The sequence below is a fragment of the Hyphomonas sp. CY54-11-8 genome, from assembly GCF_000682735.1.
In the GTDB taxonomy this organism is placed as follows: Bacteria; Pseudomonadota; Alphaproteobacteria; order Caulobacterales; family Hyphomonadaceae; genus Hyphomonas.
In genome coordinates this window covers 15305-28739 of record NZ_AWFD01000004.1, presented here as the reverse complement: position 1 = coordinate 28739, position 13435 = coordinate 15305, and the positions used below count along the sequence as shown (strand labels likewise).

Annotated in this window: 10 protein-coding genes; 6 read left to right on the top strand and 4 right to left on the bottom strand. The window is 59.3% G+C overall.

From position 1 onward, the window contains the following. Window positions 1–172: 172 nt before the first annotated feature. The 4 genes from HY17_RS05250 to HY17_RS05235 are packed head-to-tail and all read right to left on the bottom strand — an operon-like array spanning window position 173 to window position 3260. On the bottom strand, window positions 173–1945 hold the full coding sequence (locus tag HY17_RS05250) for a ParB/RepB/Spo0J family partition protein (protein ID WP_051599720.1): 1773 nt from the start codon (window positions 1943–1945) through the stop codon (window positions 173–175). 48 nt (window positions 1946–1993) lie between these two features. Further along, window positions 1994–2470: a hypothetical protein gene (locus tag HY17_RS05245; RefSeq protein ID WP_034763768.1), complete on the bottom strand. Its 477-nt coding sequence runs from the start codon at window positions 2468–2470 to the stop codon at window positions 1994–1996. Then, on the bottom strand, window positions 2467–2679 hold the full coding sequence (locus tag HY17_RS05240; RefSeq protein WP_034763765.1) for a hypothetical protein: 213 nt from the start codon (window positions 2677–2679) through the stop codon (window positions 2467–2469). The genes HY17_RS05245 and HY17_RS05240 overlap by 4 nt, the downstream gene beginning before the upstream one ends. 14 nt (window positions 2680–2693) lie before the next feature. After that, window positions 2694–3260, bottom strand: a complete 567-nt coding sequence (locus HY17_RS05235) for an antirestriction protein ArdA (RefSeq protein WP_155843530.1) — start codon at window positions 3258–3260, stop codon at window positions 2694–2696. A 347-nt stretch (window positions 3261–3607) separates the two neighbouring features. Between HY17_RS05235 and HY17_RS05230 the strand changes: the two genes are divergently transcribed. From HY17_RS05230 to HY17_RS05205, 6 genes are all read left to right on the top strand, one after another. Next, on the top strand, window positions 3608–3805 hold the full coding sequence (locus HY17_RS05230) for a helix-turn-helix domain-containing protein (protein WP_034763762.1): 198 nt from the start codon (window positions 3608–3610) through the stop codon (window positions 3803–3805). Beyond that, on the top strand, window positions 3802–5832 hold the full coding sequence (locus HY17_RS05225) for a class I SAM-dependent DNA methyltransferase (protein WP_081812991.1): 2031 nt from the start codon (window positions 3802–3804) through the stop codon (window positions 5830–5832). The genes HY17_RS05230 and HY17_RS05225 overlap by 4 nt, the downstream gene beginning before the upstream one ends. A gap of 166 nt (window positions 5833–5998) precedes the next feature. After that, window positions 5999–6907 carry an Abi family protein gene (locus tag HY17_RS05220; RefSeq protein WP_034763760.1) on the top strand — a complete coding sequence of 303 codons (909 nt, stop codon included), beginning with the start codon at window positions 5999–6001 and terminating at the stop codon, window positions 6905–6907. Further along, window positions 6904–8193 carry a restriction endonuclease subunit S gene (locus HY17_RS19855; RefSeq protein ID WP_081812990.1) on the top strand — a complete coding sequence of 430 codons (1290 nt, stop codon included), beginning with the start codon at window positions 6904–6906 and terminating at the stop codon, window positions 8191–8193. The genes HY17_RS05220 and HY17_RS19855 overlap by 4 nt, the downstream gene beginning before the upstream one ends. Next, the gene (locus tag HY17_RS05210) at window positions 8190–10412 is read left to right on the top strand and encodes a DUF262 domain-containing protein (protein ID WP_034763758.1); all 2223 of its coding nucleotides are present in this window, start codon (window positions 8190–8192) and stop codon (window positions 10410–10412) included. The genes HY17_RS19855 and HY17_RS05210 overlap by 4 nt, the downstream gene beginning before the upstream one ends. Next, complete coding sequence (locus HY17_RS05205) at window positions 10409–13402, top strand: type I restriction endonuclease subunit R (RefSeq protein WP_051599719.1); 2994 nt, start codon at window positions 10409–10411, stop codon at window positions 13400–13402. The genes HY17_RS05210 and HY17_RS05205 overlap by 4 nt, the downstream gene beginning before the upstream one ends. Window positions 13403–13435 lie beyond the last annotated feature (33 nt).

The following is a 13435-nucleotide window of genomic DNA, read 5'->3' as shown; positions in this document are numbered from 1 at the left end:
GGCCGCCATTTCGGAAAGCCAAGCGAGACCCAAAGACGAGCGATTTTTTTCGGCGCGGTTCAATCAATGAACCCTCTGCCTGTGCCTAGGCAGCATCAATCAGTGCGCGTAAAACCGCCCGGCGACTGTCACCGGGCGGCTCCGTCATCCGCCTGACGAGGAGACTGAACCGTCAGGCGGCGTGTGGCCGATCGAAGGCTTGCGTCGCGGCTCCATCAATGTCTTCGCCGCGCTCGAACAGCCCCGCGACCCGTGCCCATGCGTCTGCGGGCGGTGAACCTGCCCCCTCGACAAGGCGGGCGGGCGGCACCTGCATCCATGCGGGCCGCCAGTCGGGATTGGGCTCGCATCCATGACCCATGATCCGGTTGCCGATGATTGCTTTCTGGACCTTTGCAGTGTCGCTGGCGCAACTCTCCGCGAGTGACTTCGAGCCGATGTCAGCGACCATGGCATTGATCGCGCGCTTGTCGCGCAACAAGTCGAAGAAGGCTGCGTCTGGTTTCCAGTAGGCGGATAGGTCCGTCTCGCAGACATGCAGCACGGCCTCGACAACCGGCCCACCTGCTTCCAGCGTCTGCGCCATGGTGAAGGCCAGAACCTCCATGACTTTCTCGTCCGACATGGCGAGCAAGGCGGCGAAGATTTCGCAGAGCCGGTAGGCGTCGCCATTGCGCCGCGCCTCGGCCGACACGCCCCGCGCCTCAAACAGGGAAGCGATGCGGGCGCGCTTTTCCTCTATCTCGGCAGCGGCTTTTGATGCCTCAAGGCTCGCGCGCGTGTCCTCCTTGCGGCTTGTGCATTCATGGGCGCGGACTTGCCAGAGCGCGCTGCCGGTCATGGCGTGGGCCACCATCAGGCGCAGCGCGATGGCAGGCTGGCCCGCAAGGCTTGCCGTCGCTGCGCCATGACGATGCAGGAGAATGTATTCCGCCAGCGGGCCGGACATTTCGGGTTTGACGGGCGCGGCAGGCGCATCGTCCTTGCCTGTCTTTGCCGTCTCCTGTCGCCGCGCCTCGGCCTGTGAAATGAAGCCCTCATGGAAGGTCACTGTGCCGTCATGGCGTAGCTCGACATAGACCTTGCCGCCCTGGCGTTTGGTGCGCGTCTGGTGATCCCAGCGATGGAAGAAGGCCCCGCGCTCAAGGCAAATGACATCCTTCCAGCCGTCTGCAATGTAAGTCTCGACGCGGTGCGCCACAGCGGCTGACTGCGCCTTCCAGAAGGCGTCGGGATCGGCAAACACGCCATGCTCGCCGAACAGGTCGGCGGTGATCTGGCCCTCATAGTCTGCAATGTCGAACAGCGCCTTGTCGGTCGTGATGATCGCCCCGCCCGTGATCCATGCCTTACAGTTCCGGCCACGAGGCGCGCGTTCGTCCTCGCTCTCGTAAAGCCGCAACCATTCGGCCTGCTGGTCTGGCGTGGCGAGTGTCAGGGCGCGGATCGTCTCGCGGTCGATCTCGTCCTCGGCGTAGAGTTTTCGGATCGGTTCAGCGAGTGAAGCCAGCGCCAGAACGCGGCGCACCAGAAGCTCGGTGACGCCAAAGAAGCCAGCGATCTCGTCCACGCTGCGCCCCTCATCGTGCAGGCGCTTAAAGGCGGTGTACTGCTCCATTTCCGACGCTGGCAAGCGTCCGACATTCTCGATGACGGACGCGGCAATGGCGCTCGCGGCGTCTTCCTCGGTCATGATCGCGCAGGGGACTTGCGGGGTTTCACCCGTCTCCTTCTCGATCTCCTTGAGGGCAAAATAGCGCCGCCGTCCGGCGACGACGCCATAGTGATCGCCTTCCTTGCGCACCAAGAGCGTTTGCCGGACTCCACTCTCGCGGATCGACGGCAGGATGTCGGAGACGTCCGGCTTCTTGCGGCTGTGGCGCATGTTGAGTTTGGAAATCCGAAGCTCGGACAGGGGGATAGTTTTGAGAATGGGCTGGGCCATGATCTGGCTCCTTTTCGATTGAGGGGTTTGTGGATTGGGGGCGCGCCGTCACGCGCGCACCCCGCTGGTTTCCAGCGCCGCGCAAAGGCGGCGGGCGGCGGCGCGCCCTGCGTCCAAGGCTTCGGGCAGAAGCTCCTGCGCGACCTTGGTGAGATAGGCATTGTCGCTACCCGGATAGTTCGCTTCGATGCCCCAAAGGCTGGCGGCATGGGCGTCCAGCGTGACACCCTCCAGCGCCACGGACAGAACGATCCCGCAATAGAACCATTCATCCGTGCGCCATGCTTCCATGACGGCTTCGGCGCGGGCCTGCGCCTCGGCGAAGCGCTGGCGATGGTTCGGACCGGGACCGATAAATCCCGGTGCGTCCTTGTAGAGTGATGGCCAGAATCCGTCCTGGCGCTCGTCGGGCGCATCGGGACAATCATCGCGCACAATCCGCGCGGTGATCTCGAAGCCTGCGACCTCGCAAGAGATGCTGTCGCCCTCGCAGACAAAGTTCTGGAAGCGTTGCGTGAAGGTCATCGTGCGCCCTCCGTGAAGAGTCCGGCAATCGCGATCCAGTGCGGGCCGTAGACGGCATGTTCGCCGCATTCGTCGCATGGATAAGCGCTCGCATCGGGTTCGCAGCACTCGCGCGGGGCGCGGCAGGCCAAGCAGAAGCCTTCTGACCAGTCGTCAGCCTGCTGCAGTTCTTCCAAAGTGAAGCGATAGCGGGTGGTTTCGGGAGTCATGTCCAAGCCCTCCGCTATCGTGACCAGAAAATGTGGACTTCATCGAAGCCCGTCTGGAACACCATGATCTCGCCATTCAGCGCCATGTCGCGGGCAAGGGCCTGCCAGTCGATATAGTAGCGAAGGCTTTCGGGAATCTCGGTTCCCGTGTCCTCGTGCAGCTGTTCGGCAAAGTCCGCCGCGCTGCGATACTTGCCCGCATAGTCCTCGAAGGCGGCGCGCGCCTCGGCGAGATCGTCGCCGAAATGACTCATGAGTTTCGCGCCAAGCTCGCCATGTTCCTCGATGAAATCGGCAAGCGCGCACACGGTTTCGAATGAGGCGTATTCGGAAAGGTTCGCGCCCTCGAAGCCTTCATAATCGTGGATCGCCCATTCTTCGGCGTCGGGCTCCGGTGAGTCCGCCAGCATGGCGCGAACCTGTTCCCAAATCTCGTCAGGGGTGGTCGCCTCGATCCATCGGCCATGCAGGCAGCCGGAATTGTAGGCTGCAAGGCATGCCACGTAGATGCGCGGGCTATCGGGTCGCGCGGGTGCAGCGCTGGCTGCAAGAGGTGCAGCGTTTGCGAGTTGGTCAGTCATGTCAGTCTCCTTCCCCGCCCTCGTTCTTTTCCCGACAGTCGGGTGGGCGGCGAGGAGGTGCTCAGCCGGAGCGCATCAGGGCGGCGCGCAAGGGGAAGCTGTAGGTATGACGCCAAAAGACGATGAGAGATGACAAAGTCCCGCCCCCTTGCGCGACGACCGCGCTCTGGCAGACGCACCGTCCGCCCACCTGACTGATGGGAACAGATATTGAGGCGGAGGGAGGCTGGGGTGGCCATGTGAGCACGCTGAACGCGAGCGACACCCCAACGCCGTTTCCCGGTTGTGCTATTTCCCGATTCTGCCTAATTTTCTCAAACAGGCTGATTTCGGCTCAAGGGGCGGTCATGGAAACCGACATTCTGACCATCAAGGAAGTGGCGGAATATCTGCGCATTACGGAGAAAACCGCCTACCGGCTGGCCTCCGAGCGCAAGATACCAGGCTTCAAGGTCGGCGGCTCCTGGCGGTTCCGCAAGGGTGAGATCGATGCCTGGATTGACGAAGATGCGCGCAAGCGCGCCAAGGGGGACAAGGATACATGACGGCCAGTGCAACACCCGACATCAAATCGCTCAGCGGGTTCGTCTGGTCGATCGCTGAAATCCTGCGTGGGGATTTCAAGCAATCGGAATATGGCAAGGTGATCCTGCCCTTCGTGGTCATGCGGCGACTGGACTGCATCCTGGAGCCGACCAAGACGGCGGTGCTCGCCGCTCACAAATCGCTGCCCAAAGGCGTCGATGAAGAGACGCAGGACATGATCCTGTTTGGAGCGGCCGGCGACGGGATCAAGGTCTACAACACGTCAGAGCTCACCTTCGACAAGCTGCGCGGGCAGGACGCCCGGCAGCTGCATGCCAACCTCATCGACTATATCCGCTGTTTCTCGCCCAATGTGCGTGACATCTTCCTTGAGAAGTTCCTGTTCACCGAACAGCTCAAACGGCTGAATGACGGCAAGATTCTCTGGCAAGTGTTCGAGCGGTTCTGTGAGATCGACCTGCACCCATCCGCCGTCACCAATATCGAGATGGGCTATCTGTTCGAGGAACTGATCCGGCGCTTCTCGGAAATCTCCAATGAGACGGCGGGGGAGCATTTCACGCCGCGCGAGGTGATCCGGCTGATTGTCGAACTTCTGATCGCCAATGACGACACCAAGCTCACCCGGCGCGGCATCATCAGGCAGATTTACGACCCGGCCTGCGGCACGGGCGGCATGCTGGCCCTCGCCGAGGAAGCCTTGAAGCGGTTCAACGATTCGATCCGCGTCGAGCTATTCGGGCAGGAGCTCAACGGCGAATCCTTCGGCATCTGCAAGTCCGATATGCTGGTCACGGGCCACAACCCCGAACAGATCGCCTTCGGCAATACGCTTACCGATGATGCGCACGGGAACCGCAAGTTCCACTACATGCTGTCCAATCCGCCCTATGGCGTGGACTGGAAGAAGTATCAGGACCCGATCAAGGCGGAAGCCGCCAATCAGGGCCATGCCGGGCGGTTCGGCGCGGGCACGCCGCGTATTTCCGACGGCCAGCTCCTCTTCCTGCAACACATGATTTCCAAGATGCGTGACGACGAGGACGGCTCGCGCATCGGCATCGTCATGAATGGATCGCCGCTCTTCACGGGCGGCGCCGGCTCGGGGGAAAGCGAAATCCGCCGCTGGATGCTGGAGAATGACTGGGTCGAGGCGATTGTCGCCCTGCCGACAGACCTTTTCTACAATACCGGCATCCAGACCTATGTATGGCTCCTGACCAATCGCAAGCCGAAGGCGCGCGAGGGCAAGGTCCAGCTGATCGACGCGTCGGGCGAACGCTTCTGGACCGGCATGCGCAAGTCGCTTGGCTCCAAGCGACGGGAAATCCCCGAAACGGCGCGCGACCAGATTGTCCGGCTCTATGCCGATTTCCTCAATGGCGAGAGCGGCGAAGGCGACGTCGCCAAGATCTTCGACACCAGCGATTTCGGCTATCGCGAAATCCGCGTCGAGCGGCCCCTGCGCCTGCGATTCGATGTGACCGAAGAAACGCTCAATGCCCTCAGCGGCCAGAAAGCGTTCGAGAAGCTGGACGCTGCCGAGCAGGACGCCATCCGCAGCACCATCGCCAGCGCCTTTTCCGGTCAGAGTTTCACCGACCGCGCTGTCTTCCTCAAAGCGCTGAACAAGGCGCTGAAAGCCAAGGGCATCAAAGTCGGCTCGCCGGTGATGAAGGCCATAGTCGAGGCGCTTGGCGCGCGGGATGAGACGGCCGAAATCTGCCGCGACAAGGACGGTAATCCGGAGCCGGACACGCAGCTGCGCGACCATGAGCTTGTGCCGCTCAAAGAAGACTGGCGGGATTATTTCGCGCGCGAGGTCAAACCCTTCGCGCCCGACGCCTGGGTCGATCAGAGCTATACCGACGACAGTGACAAACAGGTTGGCCGGGTCGGCTATGAGATCAATTTCAACCGATATTTCTACACCTATACCCCGCCGCGCCCGCTCGAGGAGATCGACGCTGAGCTGAAGACCCTCGAGGCCGACATCGCCGCACTCCTGAAGGAGGTGGTGGCATGAGGTCGCAGAATTTTGATGCTCGAGCTTATTGCCATGTTAACCGGGCTGGGCCATATATCGACGTAATAAGACCCGCCACGCCTCGGACGAAGTTTCGGCTTCGCACTGCGCACCCTGGCGGGTTTCTTCGTTTTAGCGCCTTGTTTTCATTGAAAGCGGGGCGTGCATGAAGTTCACCAAACCCGCCCTTTCCATCGCTGACCAGATCGCGCTGATCGAGCGACGCGGCATGGCTGTGCCGGACCGCGCGCGGGCAGAGCACTATCTGCGCCATATCAGCTATTACAGGCTGCGGGCCTATTGGCTGCCCTTTGAAACCGCCGCCGAGGCCGATGGCGACCATGCGTTCAGAAATGGCGCGAGCTTTGACGACGCCGTCGCCCTCTATGTTTTCGACCGCCAGCTGCGCCTGCATGTCATGGACGCCGTAGAGCGGATCGAGGTCTCGCTGCGCGGCGCCTGGGCGCATCACCTCGCCACCAAGTACGGGCCGCATGGCTATATCGATGGCACCCTGTATGGACGCCAGGATCATTACGCGAAGGCGCTCGCAAGCCTAATCAACGAAATCGAGCGCTCCCGCGATACCTTCATCGAACACTATCGCGCGAAATATGACGATCCGGAATTGCCGCCCATCTGGATGGCGGCGGAGGTCATGTCGCTCGGACAATTGTCAAAATGGCTCGGCAATCTGAAACTCCGTGCGGACCGTCAGACCATCGCGAAGCCCTATGGGCTGGACGAGAAAGTGCTCGTGTCGCTCGCCCACCATCTCGCCCATGTCCGCAACATCTGCGCCCATCATGGCCGCCTGTGGAACAAGCAGTTCACGGTGACGATGAAGCTGCCCCAGTCACCCGCAGCGCTGAAGCTCGCGATGAACCCAGCTTCTAGCCGCCGCCTGTACAATACGCTCGCCATCATTGGTTATCTCATCGGCATCATCGCGCCCGGCTCAGACTGGCGGCGAAAGCTCATCACGCTGATCGAGGAAACCCCGCTCGCAGATACCGCTGCCATGGGCTTCCCCGCAAACTGGCAGCAGATGCCAGCCTGGAGGGTAGCGGCATGACCTTTCAATATGTTCCGATTGGCGCAGTATTTGACATTAAAAACGGCGCCACGCCGTCGTCCGGTAACGAGGAATACTGGGACGGTGACGTGGCTTGGGTAACCCCAGCGGATCTAGGTAAACTGGGGAGTCGCTATATCGAAAGCGGTCAGCGCAACATTTCCACAAGCGGTTACGCAAGCTGCGGGACACAAATGGTTCGTCCCGGTGCAATTATTCTCAGCATCAGAGCGCCGATCGGCCATATGGCCATCGCGACTCAACCGCTGTGTTTCAATCAAGGTTGCAGAGGCCTTGAACCGCGAGGCCCCATAATTTCGGAATACGCATTCTGGGCATTGAACGCTGCAAGACCAGAGCTTGAGGCTTCAGGACAAGGCACAACATTTATCGAACTCGCTCGGAGCAAGCTCCGTGCGGTAAAAATTCCACTTCCCGACCACGAGACCCAGCGCGCCATCGCCGACTTCCTCGACCGCGAAACCGCCCGCATCGACCAATTGGTGGAGAAGAAGCAGGCGCTGGTTGCGGCTCTGAAACAGAAAATTACAGATATCGCTGATCTCTTGGCCACTGGGGCGGAAGACCCGCACCGCGCACGAACATCGGTCGATAGTCCATGGCTTTCAGAGATACCGACTGACTGGCAACTCGTTCGCGCAAAATTTTTGTTCAAAGAAATGAAGCGTCCTGTCGAAGTAGAAGATGAGGTCATCACGGCGTTCCGCGATGGTCAGGTTTGCTTGCGTTCTCGACGCCGGACTGAAGGATACACATTTGCCGAATTGGAAGTCGGCTATCAGCACATCTGCAAAGGCGATCTCGTCATCCACACTATGGATGCTTTTGCTGGAGCTATCGGTGTCTCGGAAGACGATGGTAAGTCCACGGGTGAGTATGCTGTTTGCAGACCGCGTAACGAGGGAGTCGTTCCAGAATACTACGCCTACGCCCTAAGGTGCATGGCCCGCCGAAACTACATATTCGTTCTTTGTCCGTCCGTTCGTGAGAGAGCACCACGGTTCAGGTTTGTTAGATTTGCTCCCGTATTCCTGCCAGTGCCGGCCAGAGAAGAACAACTCGCAATTGTATCTCGCATCGAAAGCGAAACGACCCAGCTCAGAGCGGTTCAAGGCAAAACTCTAGAATCGATCGACCGCCTGCGCGAATACCGCGCCTCTCTGATCACCGCCGCGGTGACTGGCCAGATCGATGTTTCCGAACACACCCGCAAGGGAGACACAGACCGGCGCCTCGACGCCATCGAAGCGGAGATGCGCGCATGAAAGACGCTCAGAAACCAGACCATGTCAGCCTCAACACGCTGATTGGCCGCATGCGCGAAGGCCGGTTCGTGATCCCGGACTTCCAGCGTGAATTCGAATGGGCGCCCTGGGACATTCGCGACCTGATGCGGTCGATCTTCTCGGACTATTATATCGGCAGCCTTCTGCTCTGGAAGGCGAAAGACCAGAACATCAAGCTGCTCGCCTGCGAAGGTCTCTATGGCTACGCGGGCGGCGGCTCGCCCGAATACATCGTCCTTGATGGCCAGCAGCGCCTAACGGCGATGCACTATGCTTTCTTAGCGCCAGACATGCCCCTGCCGAACCGCGCCAAGCGTGCGATCTACTTCATCCATGTCGACAAGTTCATGGCCGGCGAAACCGATGATGCTTTTAGCTATGAGTGGCTGTCGAAAAAGACCCAGTCAATGATGGAGAATGAGCCCGCACTTTTCGAGCGGCACATGTTCCCTTTGTCGGTTCTCGGTGGTCGGAGTAAAGCCCTGTTCCGTTGGACCGAAGAATACAAGAAGTTCTGGCAGGCGCGCGCTGAGAACGCTGCGAACGATGAAGAACGAGCGCTCGCAATGGCGCATGTCGAGAATGCCACGCCGTTCGAAGATGAAGTCTCCGACATTCTGGACGAGTATCAAATTTCCTACATTGAGCTCGATAAGGAGATCGGTGTCGAGAAGGTCTGTGACATCTTCACACAGATCAACAGCAAAGGCGTTCAGCTCGACGTGTTCGACCTGCTGAATGCGCTGATGAAGCCAAAGGACATCCAGCTCAAGCACATGTACCGCGAGGCGCGCGACCGGCTTGGCTTTGTCGAAACGCCGAAAATGAATGTCTACATCCTTCAGGTGATGTCGATCCTGCGGCAAAGCTATTGCTCGCCGAAATATCTCTACTTCCTGCAGCCCGGCGTCGAGAAGCCGGTTCGATTGCCGGACGGCACACGCAGGCAAGACATTCTCGTCGCGGACAGTTCAGAATTCGTCACGCTCTGGAACCAGGCGGTTGATGCGCTGGAACGGGTGATTGCGCTGCTTCGTCATCCCCAGGAATATGGCGCAGTGGGCCAAGCCTATATTCCATATGCGTCGATCGTTCCAGCGTTCGCAGCTATCAACACACTTGTCAGCGCGCAGCCCGCCAAGCGGCAGTTGTCGGCGCGCCGCAAGGTCCGGCTTTGGTACTGGGCCTCGGTCTTTCTGAACCGGTATTCGAGTTCAGTGGAGTCGACCGCTGCGCGCGATTTCGGTGCCATGCGCGAATGGATGGCCCATGAGGACGCCAAGCCGGACCTGATCGACGAATTTGCGCTGTCGTACCGGTCCATCGATATGCGCAGCGAAGTGAAGCGCGGCTCCTCGATTTACAGCGCCATCTTCAACCTGTTCGTTCTAGCAGGCGCTCGGGACTGGATGAGCGGCGATGTCCCCCCCTATGGCGATCTCGATGACCATCATATCGTTCCGGCCTGGTGGGGACGCGAGAACAAGGTCGGCCCAGCAATCAATTCCATTCTCAACCGCTCGCCCCTCACCAGCGACACCAATCGTAATGTGATCCGCGAAAAGCTGCCGAATGAATATCTTCCAGACCTGATCGATGAGAATGGCGAAGCGGCAGTGGTCGCCATTCTTGAATCTCATTTCATCAGCAAGACCGCGTTGGACATTCTTCTGCGTGATCCCTTCACACCTGAAGACTATGAGGATTTCATCGCCGAACGTCACCGGACGCTTCTGGACGGCATCGAGAACCTGCTCATCAAGGAGCGGCTGGACCTTCCAGCAAACCTAAGAGCGCTTGATGCCTCGATCGAGCAGATTGAACTCGCGCTGCGAAGAGTGATTGTTGAAGCCATCGAAAACGATCCGTCGCTGCTCCCGCCGCACCTTCTCGGTAATGCGCAAGAGCGAATCCAGAGGGCGCTCCGCAAGAATGCGGCGCTCAGCGCAGACCGGTTCGACAGGGCAGAAGGCGTGCTCGAACACTTCGATCTCCGCGAAGTGCAGGACACGATCCTCTCCAAAGCGCTGTGGGAACGGTTTGCTGACAGGTTCAAAACAAAGGAAGCATTGAGCCAGAAATTCTCCCAACTGGCAGATCTTCGCAACACCATCCGTCACAGTCGCACCGTCGATGAGGTCACGCTCAAAGAGGGTGAAGCCAGCGTGCTCTGGTTCAACAAGGTGCTGAACTCATGACCACGTACACACCCGACAGCGCCCACCGCGAAAAGGTCCTGCAGGACCATCTCATTGATCAGCTGGTCAGCGGCGAAGGTTACCTGCGCCGCGATGCCAAGACCGACTATGACCGCGCGCTGGCGATGGACCGCGACCTGGTGGTTCGGTTTCTGAGCGAGAGCCAGCCCGAAGAATGGGAGAAACTCACCGCGCATTACTCGGACTCGGCCGAAGACACGCTGTTCACCCAACTGACCAGGGCGCTCAAGGAGCGCGACCTGCTCGATGTGCTGCGCCAGGGCCTCAAGATCGTGCCCGGCATCAAGTTCTCGCTTTGCTACTTCCGGCCTGCGAGCACGCTAGAGCCCAAACGTGTGGAGGAATATCAGGCCAATATCCTCAGCGTCATGGATGAGGTTGCCTATAGCAGCCGTCATGAAAGCCGGATCGATGTGGTCCTGTTTCTGAATGGCCTGCCCGTCGCGACGATAGAGGCCAAAAACCTCCTGACCGGTTCGACCTTCCGGCATGCCGAGAAGCAGTACCGGAAAGACCGCTCGCCCGCAGGCGAACCTCTCCTCACCTTCCAGCGCGGCGCACTCGTGCACTTCGCGATGGATGAGGACAATGTCTCGATGACGACGCGGCTCGCCAATGGCAAGACGCGATTCCTGCCATTCAATCGCGGGCGCGAACGGGGCGCAGGCAATCCCGATGTCGCGGACGAATTCCGGGTTGCCTATCTCTACCGCCCCGGCGATTGGGGCGAGGCGATCTTCTCGCGGCGCGTCCTTCTCGAGATTGTCGGCCAGTTTATGCATGTCGAAAAGACAGGCAAAGACGTTGTGATGATCTTCCCGCGCTTCCAGCAACTGGACGCGGTGCGCCGGTTGATCTCCCATGCGGGCGCAAATGGTCCTGGCCGGAACTATCTGATCCAGCACTCGGCGGGTTCGGGCAAATCGAATACGATTGGCTGGCTGGCCCATCAGGCCATCAATCTGCATGACGGGTCGAACACCCCGGTGTTCAACACAGCGATCATCGTGACCGACCGCGTTGTTCTCGACCGCCAGCTTCAGGAAACTGTCGCCCAGTTCGAACAAACCAAGGGCCTTGTCAAAACCATCGACGGGACCTCGAAGCAGCTGAAAGAGGCGATCGCCAAGGGGGCACGGATCATCGTTACGACGATCCAGAAATTCTCAACCGATCATCTCAAGGCGATCTCCGGTCAGGGCGCGCGCACCTTCGCCGTCATCATCGACGAAGCCCATTCCAGCCAGTCCGGCAAATCGGCCCAGGCGATGACGGATGCGCTGACCCGCGATGAAACCTCAAGCGAAGATATCGAGGATCTGATCCTCGACTATCAGAAGTCCCGCGGACCGCAGGCCAATCTCAGCTTCTTCGCCTTCACCGCGACGCCGCGAAACGTGACGCTTGAGCGATTCGGCGTCAAAGGTTCGGACGGGTTGCCGGTCGCTTTCCATGAGTATTCGATGCGTCAGGCCATCGAGGAAGGCTTCATTCTGGACGTCCTCCAGAACTACATGACGTACAAGGCCTATTACCAACTCGAGAAGACGATTGAAGACGATCCGGAACTGAGCGGCCGGCGCGGGCAGCGGAAAGTGGCGCGGTTTGCATCCCTGCATCCGACCGCGATCGGCCAGAAGGTCGAAATCATTGTCGAACATTTCCGCCGCCATGTGATGGGCGAACTTGGCGGTCAGGCAAAGGCCATGATTGTCACCCAAAGCCGCGAGCATGCACTGCGCTATTATTTCGGGATCAAGGCCTATCTCGATGCTGAGAACTATGGCGACCTTCGCGCGCTTGTCGCCTTCTCCGGCGAACTCACCCATGAGGGCGAAACCTATACCGAAGCCGACCTGAACGGATTTAGTGAAACAGAGCTACCGGGACGGTTTGACGGGTTCAAGCCGGACGGCACGCCTTATCCTGACACGTACCAAATCCTGATCGTCGCGGAAAAGTACCAGACTGGGTTCGACCAGCCAAAGCTCTGCGCCATGTATATTGATCGCAAACTTGCCGGATTGCAGGCGGTACAGACACTATCGCGCCTCAACAGGACGAAAGCTGGCAAGGAGAACACCTATATTCTCGATTTCCAGAACACGATGGAGGATATCCAGACCGCGTTCCGGCCTTTTTATGAAGCGACCTCGCTTGAGGCGATGTCGGACCCCAATCAGGTCTACGAACTCGAAGGCCGCCTTTTCAAATTCGGCTATCTCGATCGCGGTGAGATCGACCGCTTCGCAGAGACATTCTATTCAGGCGCACTCAGCGGCAGCGACCGGGCGCGTCTTGAGGGCCTTGTCCGAGAAGCGGTGCAGCGCTTCGAAGCCGATGAGGATGAAGGCCGCCAGGAAGAATTCCGTCAGCTTCTGAAAAGCTATATGCGCTTCTACGGCTTCGTTGCGCAGGTTATCCGGCTCGAGGATACCTCGCTCGAAAAGCTCTACAGCTATGCGTCCTGGCTTTCGCGTTTATTGCCGAACCGTGAAGTGCCGCCCGACATAGAAATCACACAGGACATGCTCCGCCTGCAGGCCTTCAAGGTCGTGCAGAAGGAACAGGGCAGCGCTTCCCTCTCGCCGGGGGACAAGGAAGCGCTAAAGGCGATCAGCGAGTTTGGTGCCAAGCCCTATACCGAAGATGAACAGCGCGAGCTCTCGGAAATCGTGAAGGCTTTCAACGACCGTCATGGTACGGAATTCACCGAGAATGACTTTATTCGTTATGAGCCGACCTATCAGGCCACGCTCGACGACGACATGACAGACATGCTTCGGAACAATGCACCTGATGTAGTCTATTCCGCTTTCTCGCAAGCGTTCTTTCAGGGCGCGATCCGCATGTTCCAGCGTGACAATGACATGCGCGATATCGTGCTCACCGATCCGGCAGCCCGGGACAAGCTGATCCGCTTCTTTTTCAACCGGGCGCTTCGTGAGGTCAAAGGCGACGCAGCCTGATGACCTGAACCATCAGCGTCCGCGACCCCTCTG

What these genes read in the sequence shown, in the direction of transcription:
- HY17_RS05250 (WP_051599720.1), bottom strand. Translation starts at nt 1,945, where the DNA reads ATGGCCCAGCCCATTCTCAAAACTATCCCCCTGTCCGAGCTTCGGATT.
- HY17_RS05245 (WP_034763768.1), bottom strand. Translation starts at nt 2,470, where the DNA reads ATGACCTTCACGCAACGCTTCCAGAACTTTGTCTGCGAGGGCGACAGC.
- HY17_RS05240 (WP_034763765.1), bottom strand. Translation starts at nt 2,679, where the DNA reads ATGACTCCCGAAACCACCCGCTATCGCTTCACTTTGGAAGAACTGCAG.
- HY17_RS05235 (WP_155843530.1), bottom strand. Translation starts at nt 3,260, where the DNA reads ATGACTGACCAACTCGCAAACGCTGCACCTCTTGCAGCCAGCGCTGCA.
- HY17_RS05230 (WP_034763762.1), top strand. Translation starts at nt 3,608, where the DNA reads ATGGAAACCGACATTCTGACCATCAAGGAAGTGGCGGAATATCTGCGC.
- HY17_RS05225 (WP_081812991.1), top strand. Translation starts at nt 3,802, where the DNA reads ATGACGGCCAGTGCAACACCCGACATCAAATCGCTCAGCGGGTTCGTC.
- HY17_RS05220 (WP_034763760.1), top strand. Translation starts at nt 5,999, where the DNA reads ATGAAGTTCACCAAACCCGCCCTTTCCATCGCTGACCAGATCGCGCTG.
- HY17_RS19855 (WP_081812990.1), top strand. Translation starts at nt 6,904, where the DNA reads ATGACCTTTCAATATGTTCCGATTGGCGCAGTATTTGACATTAAAAAC.
- HY17_RS05210 (WP_034763758.1), top strand. Translation starts at nt 8,190, where the DNA reads ATGAAAGACGCTCAGAAACCAGACCATGTCAGCCTCAACACGCTGATT.
- HY17_RS05205 (WP_051599719.1), top strand. Translation starts at nt 10,409, where the DNA reads ATGACCACGTACACACCCGACAGCGCCCACCGCGAAAAGGTCCTGCAG.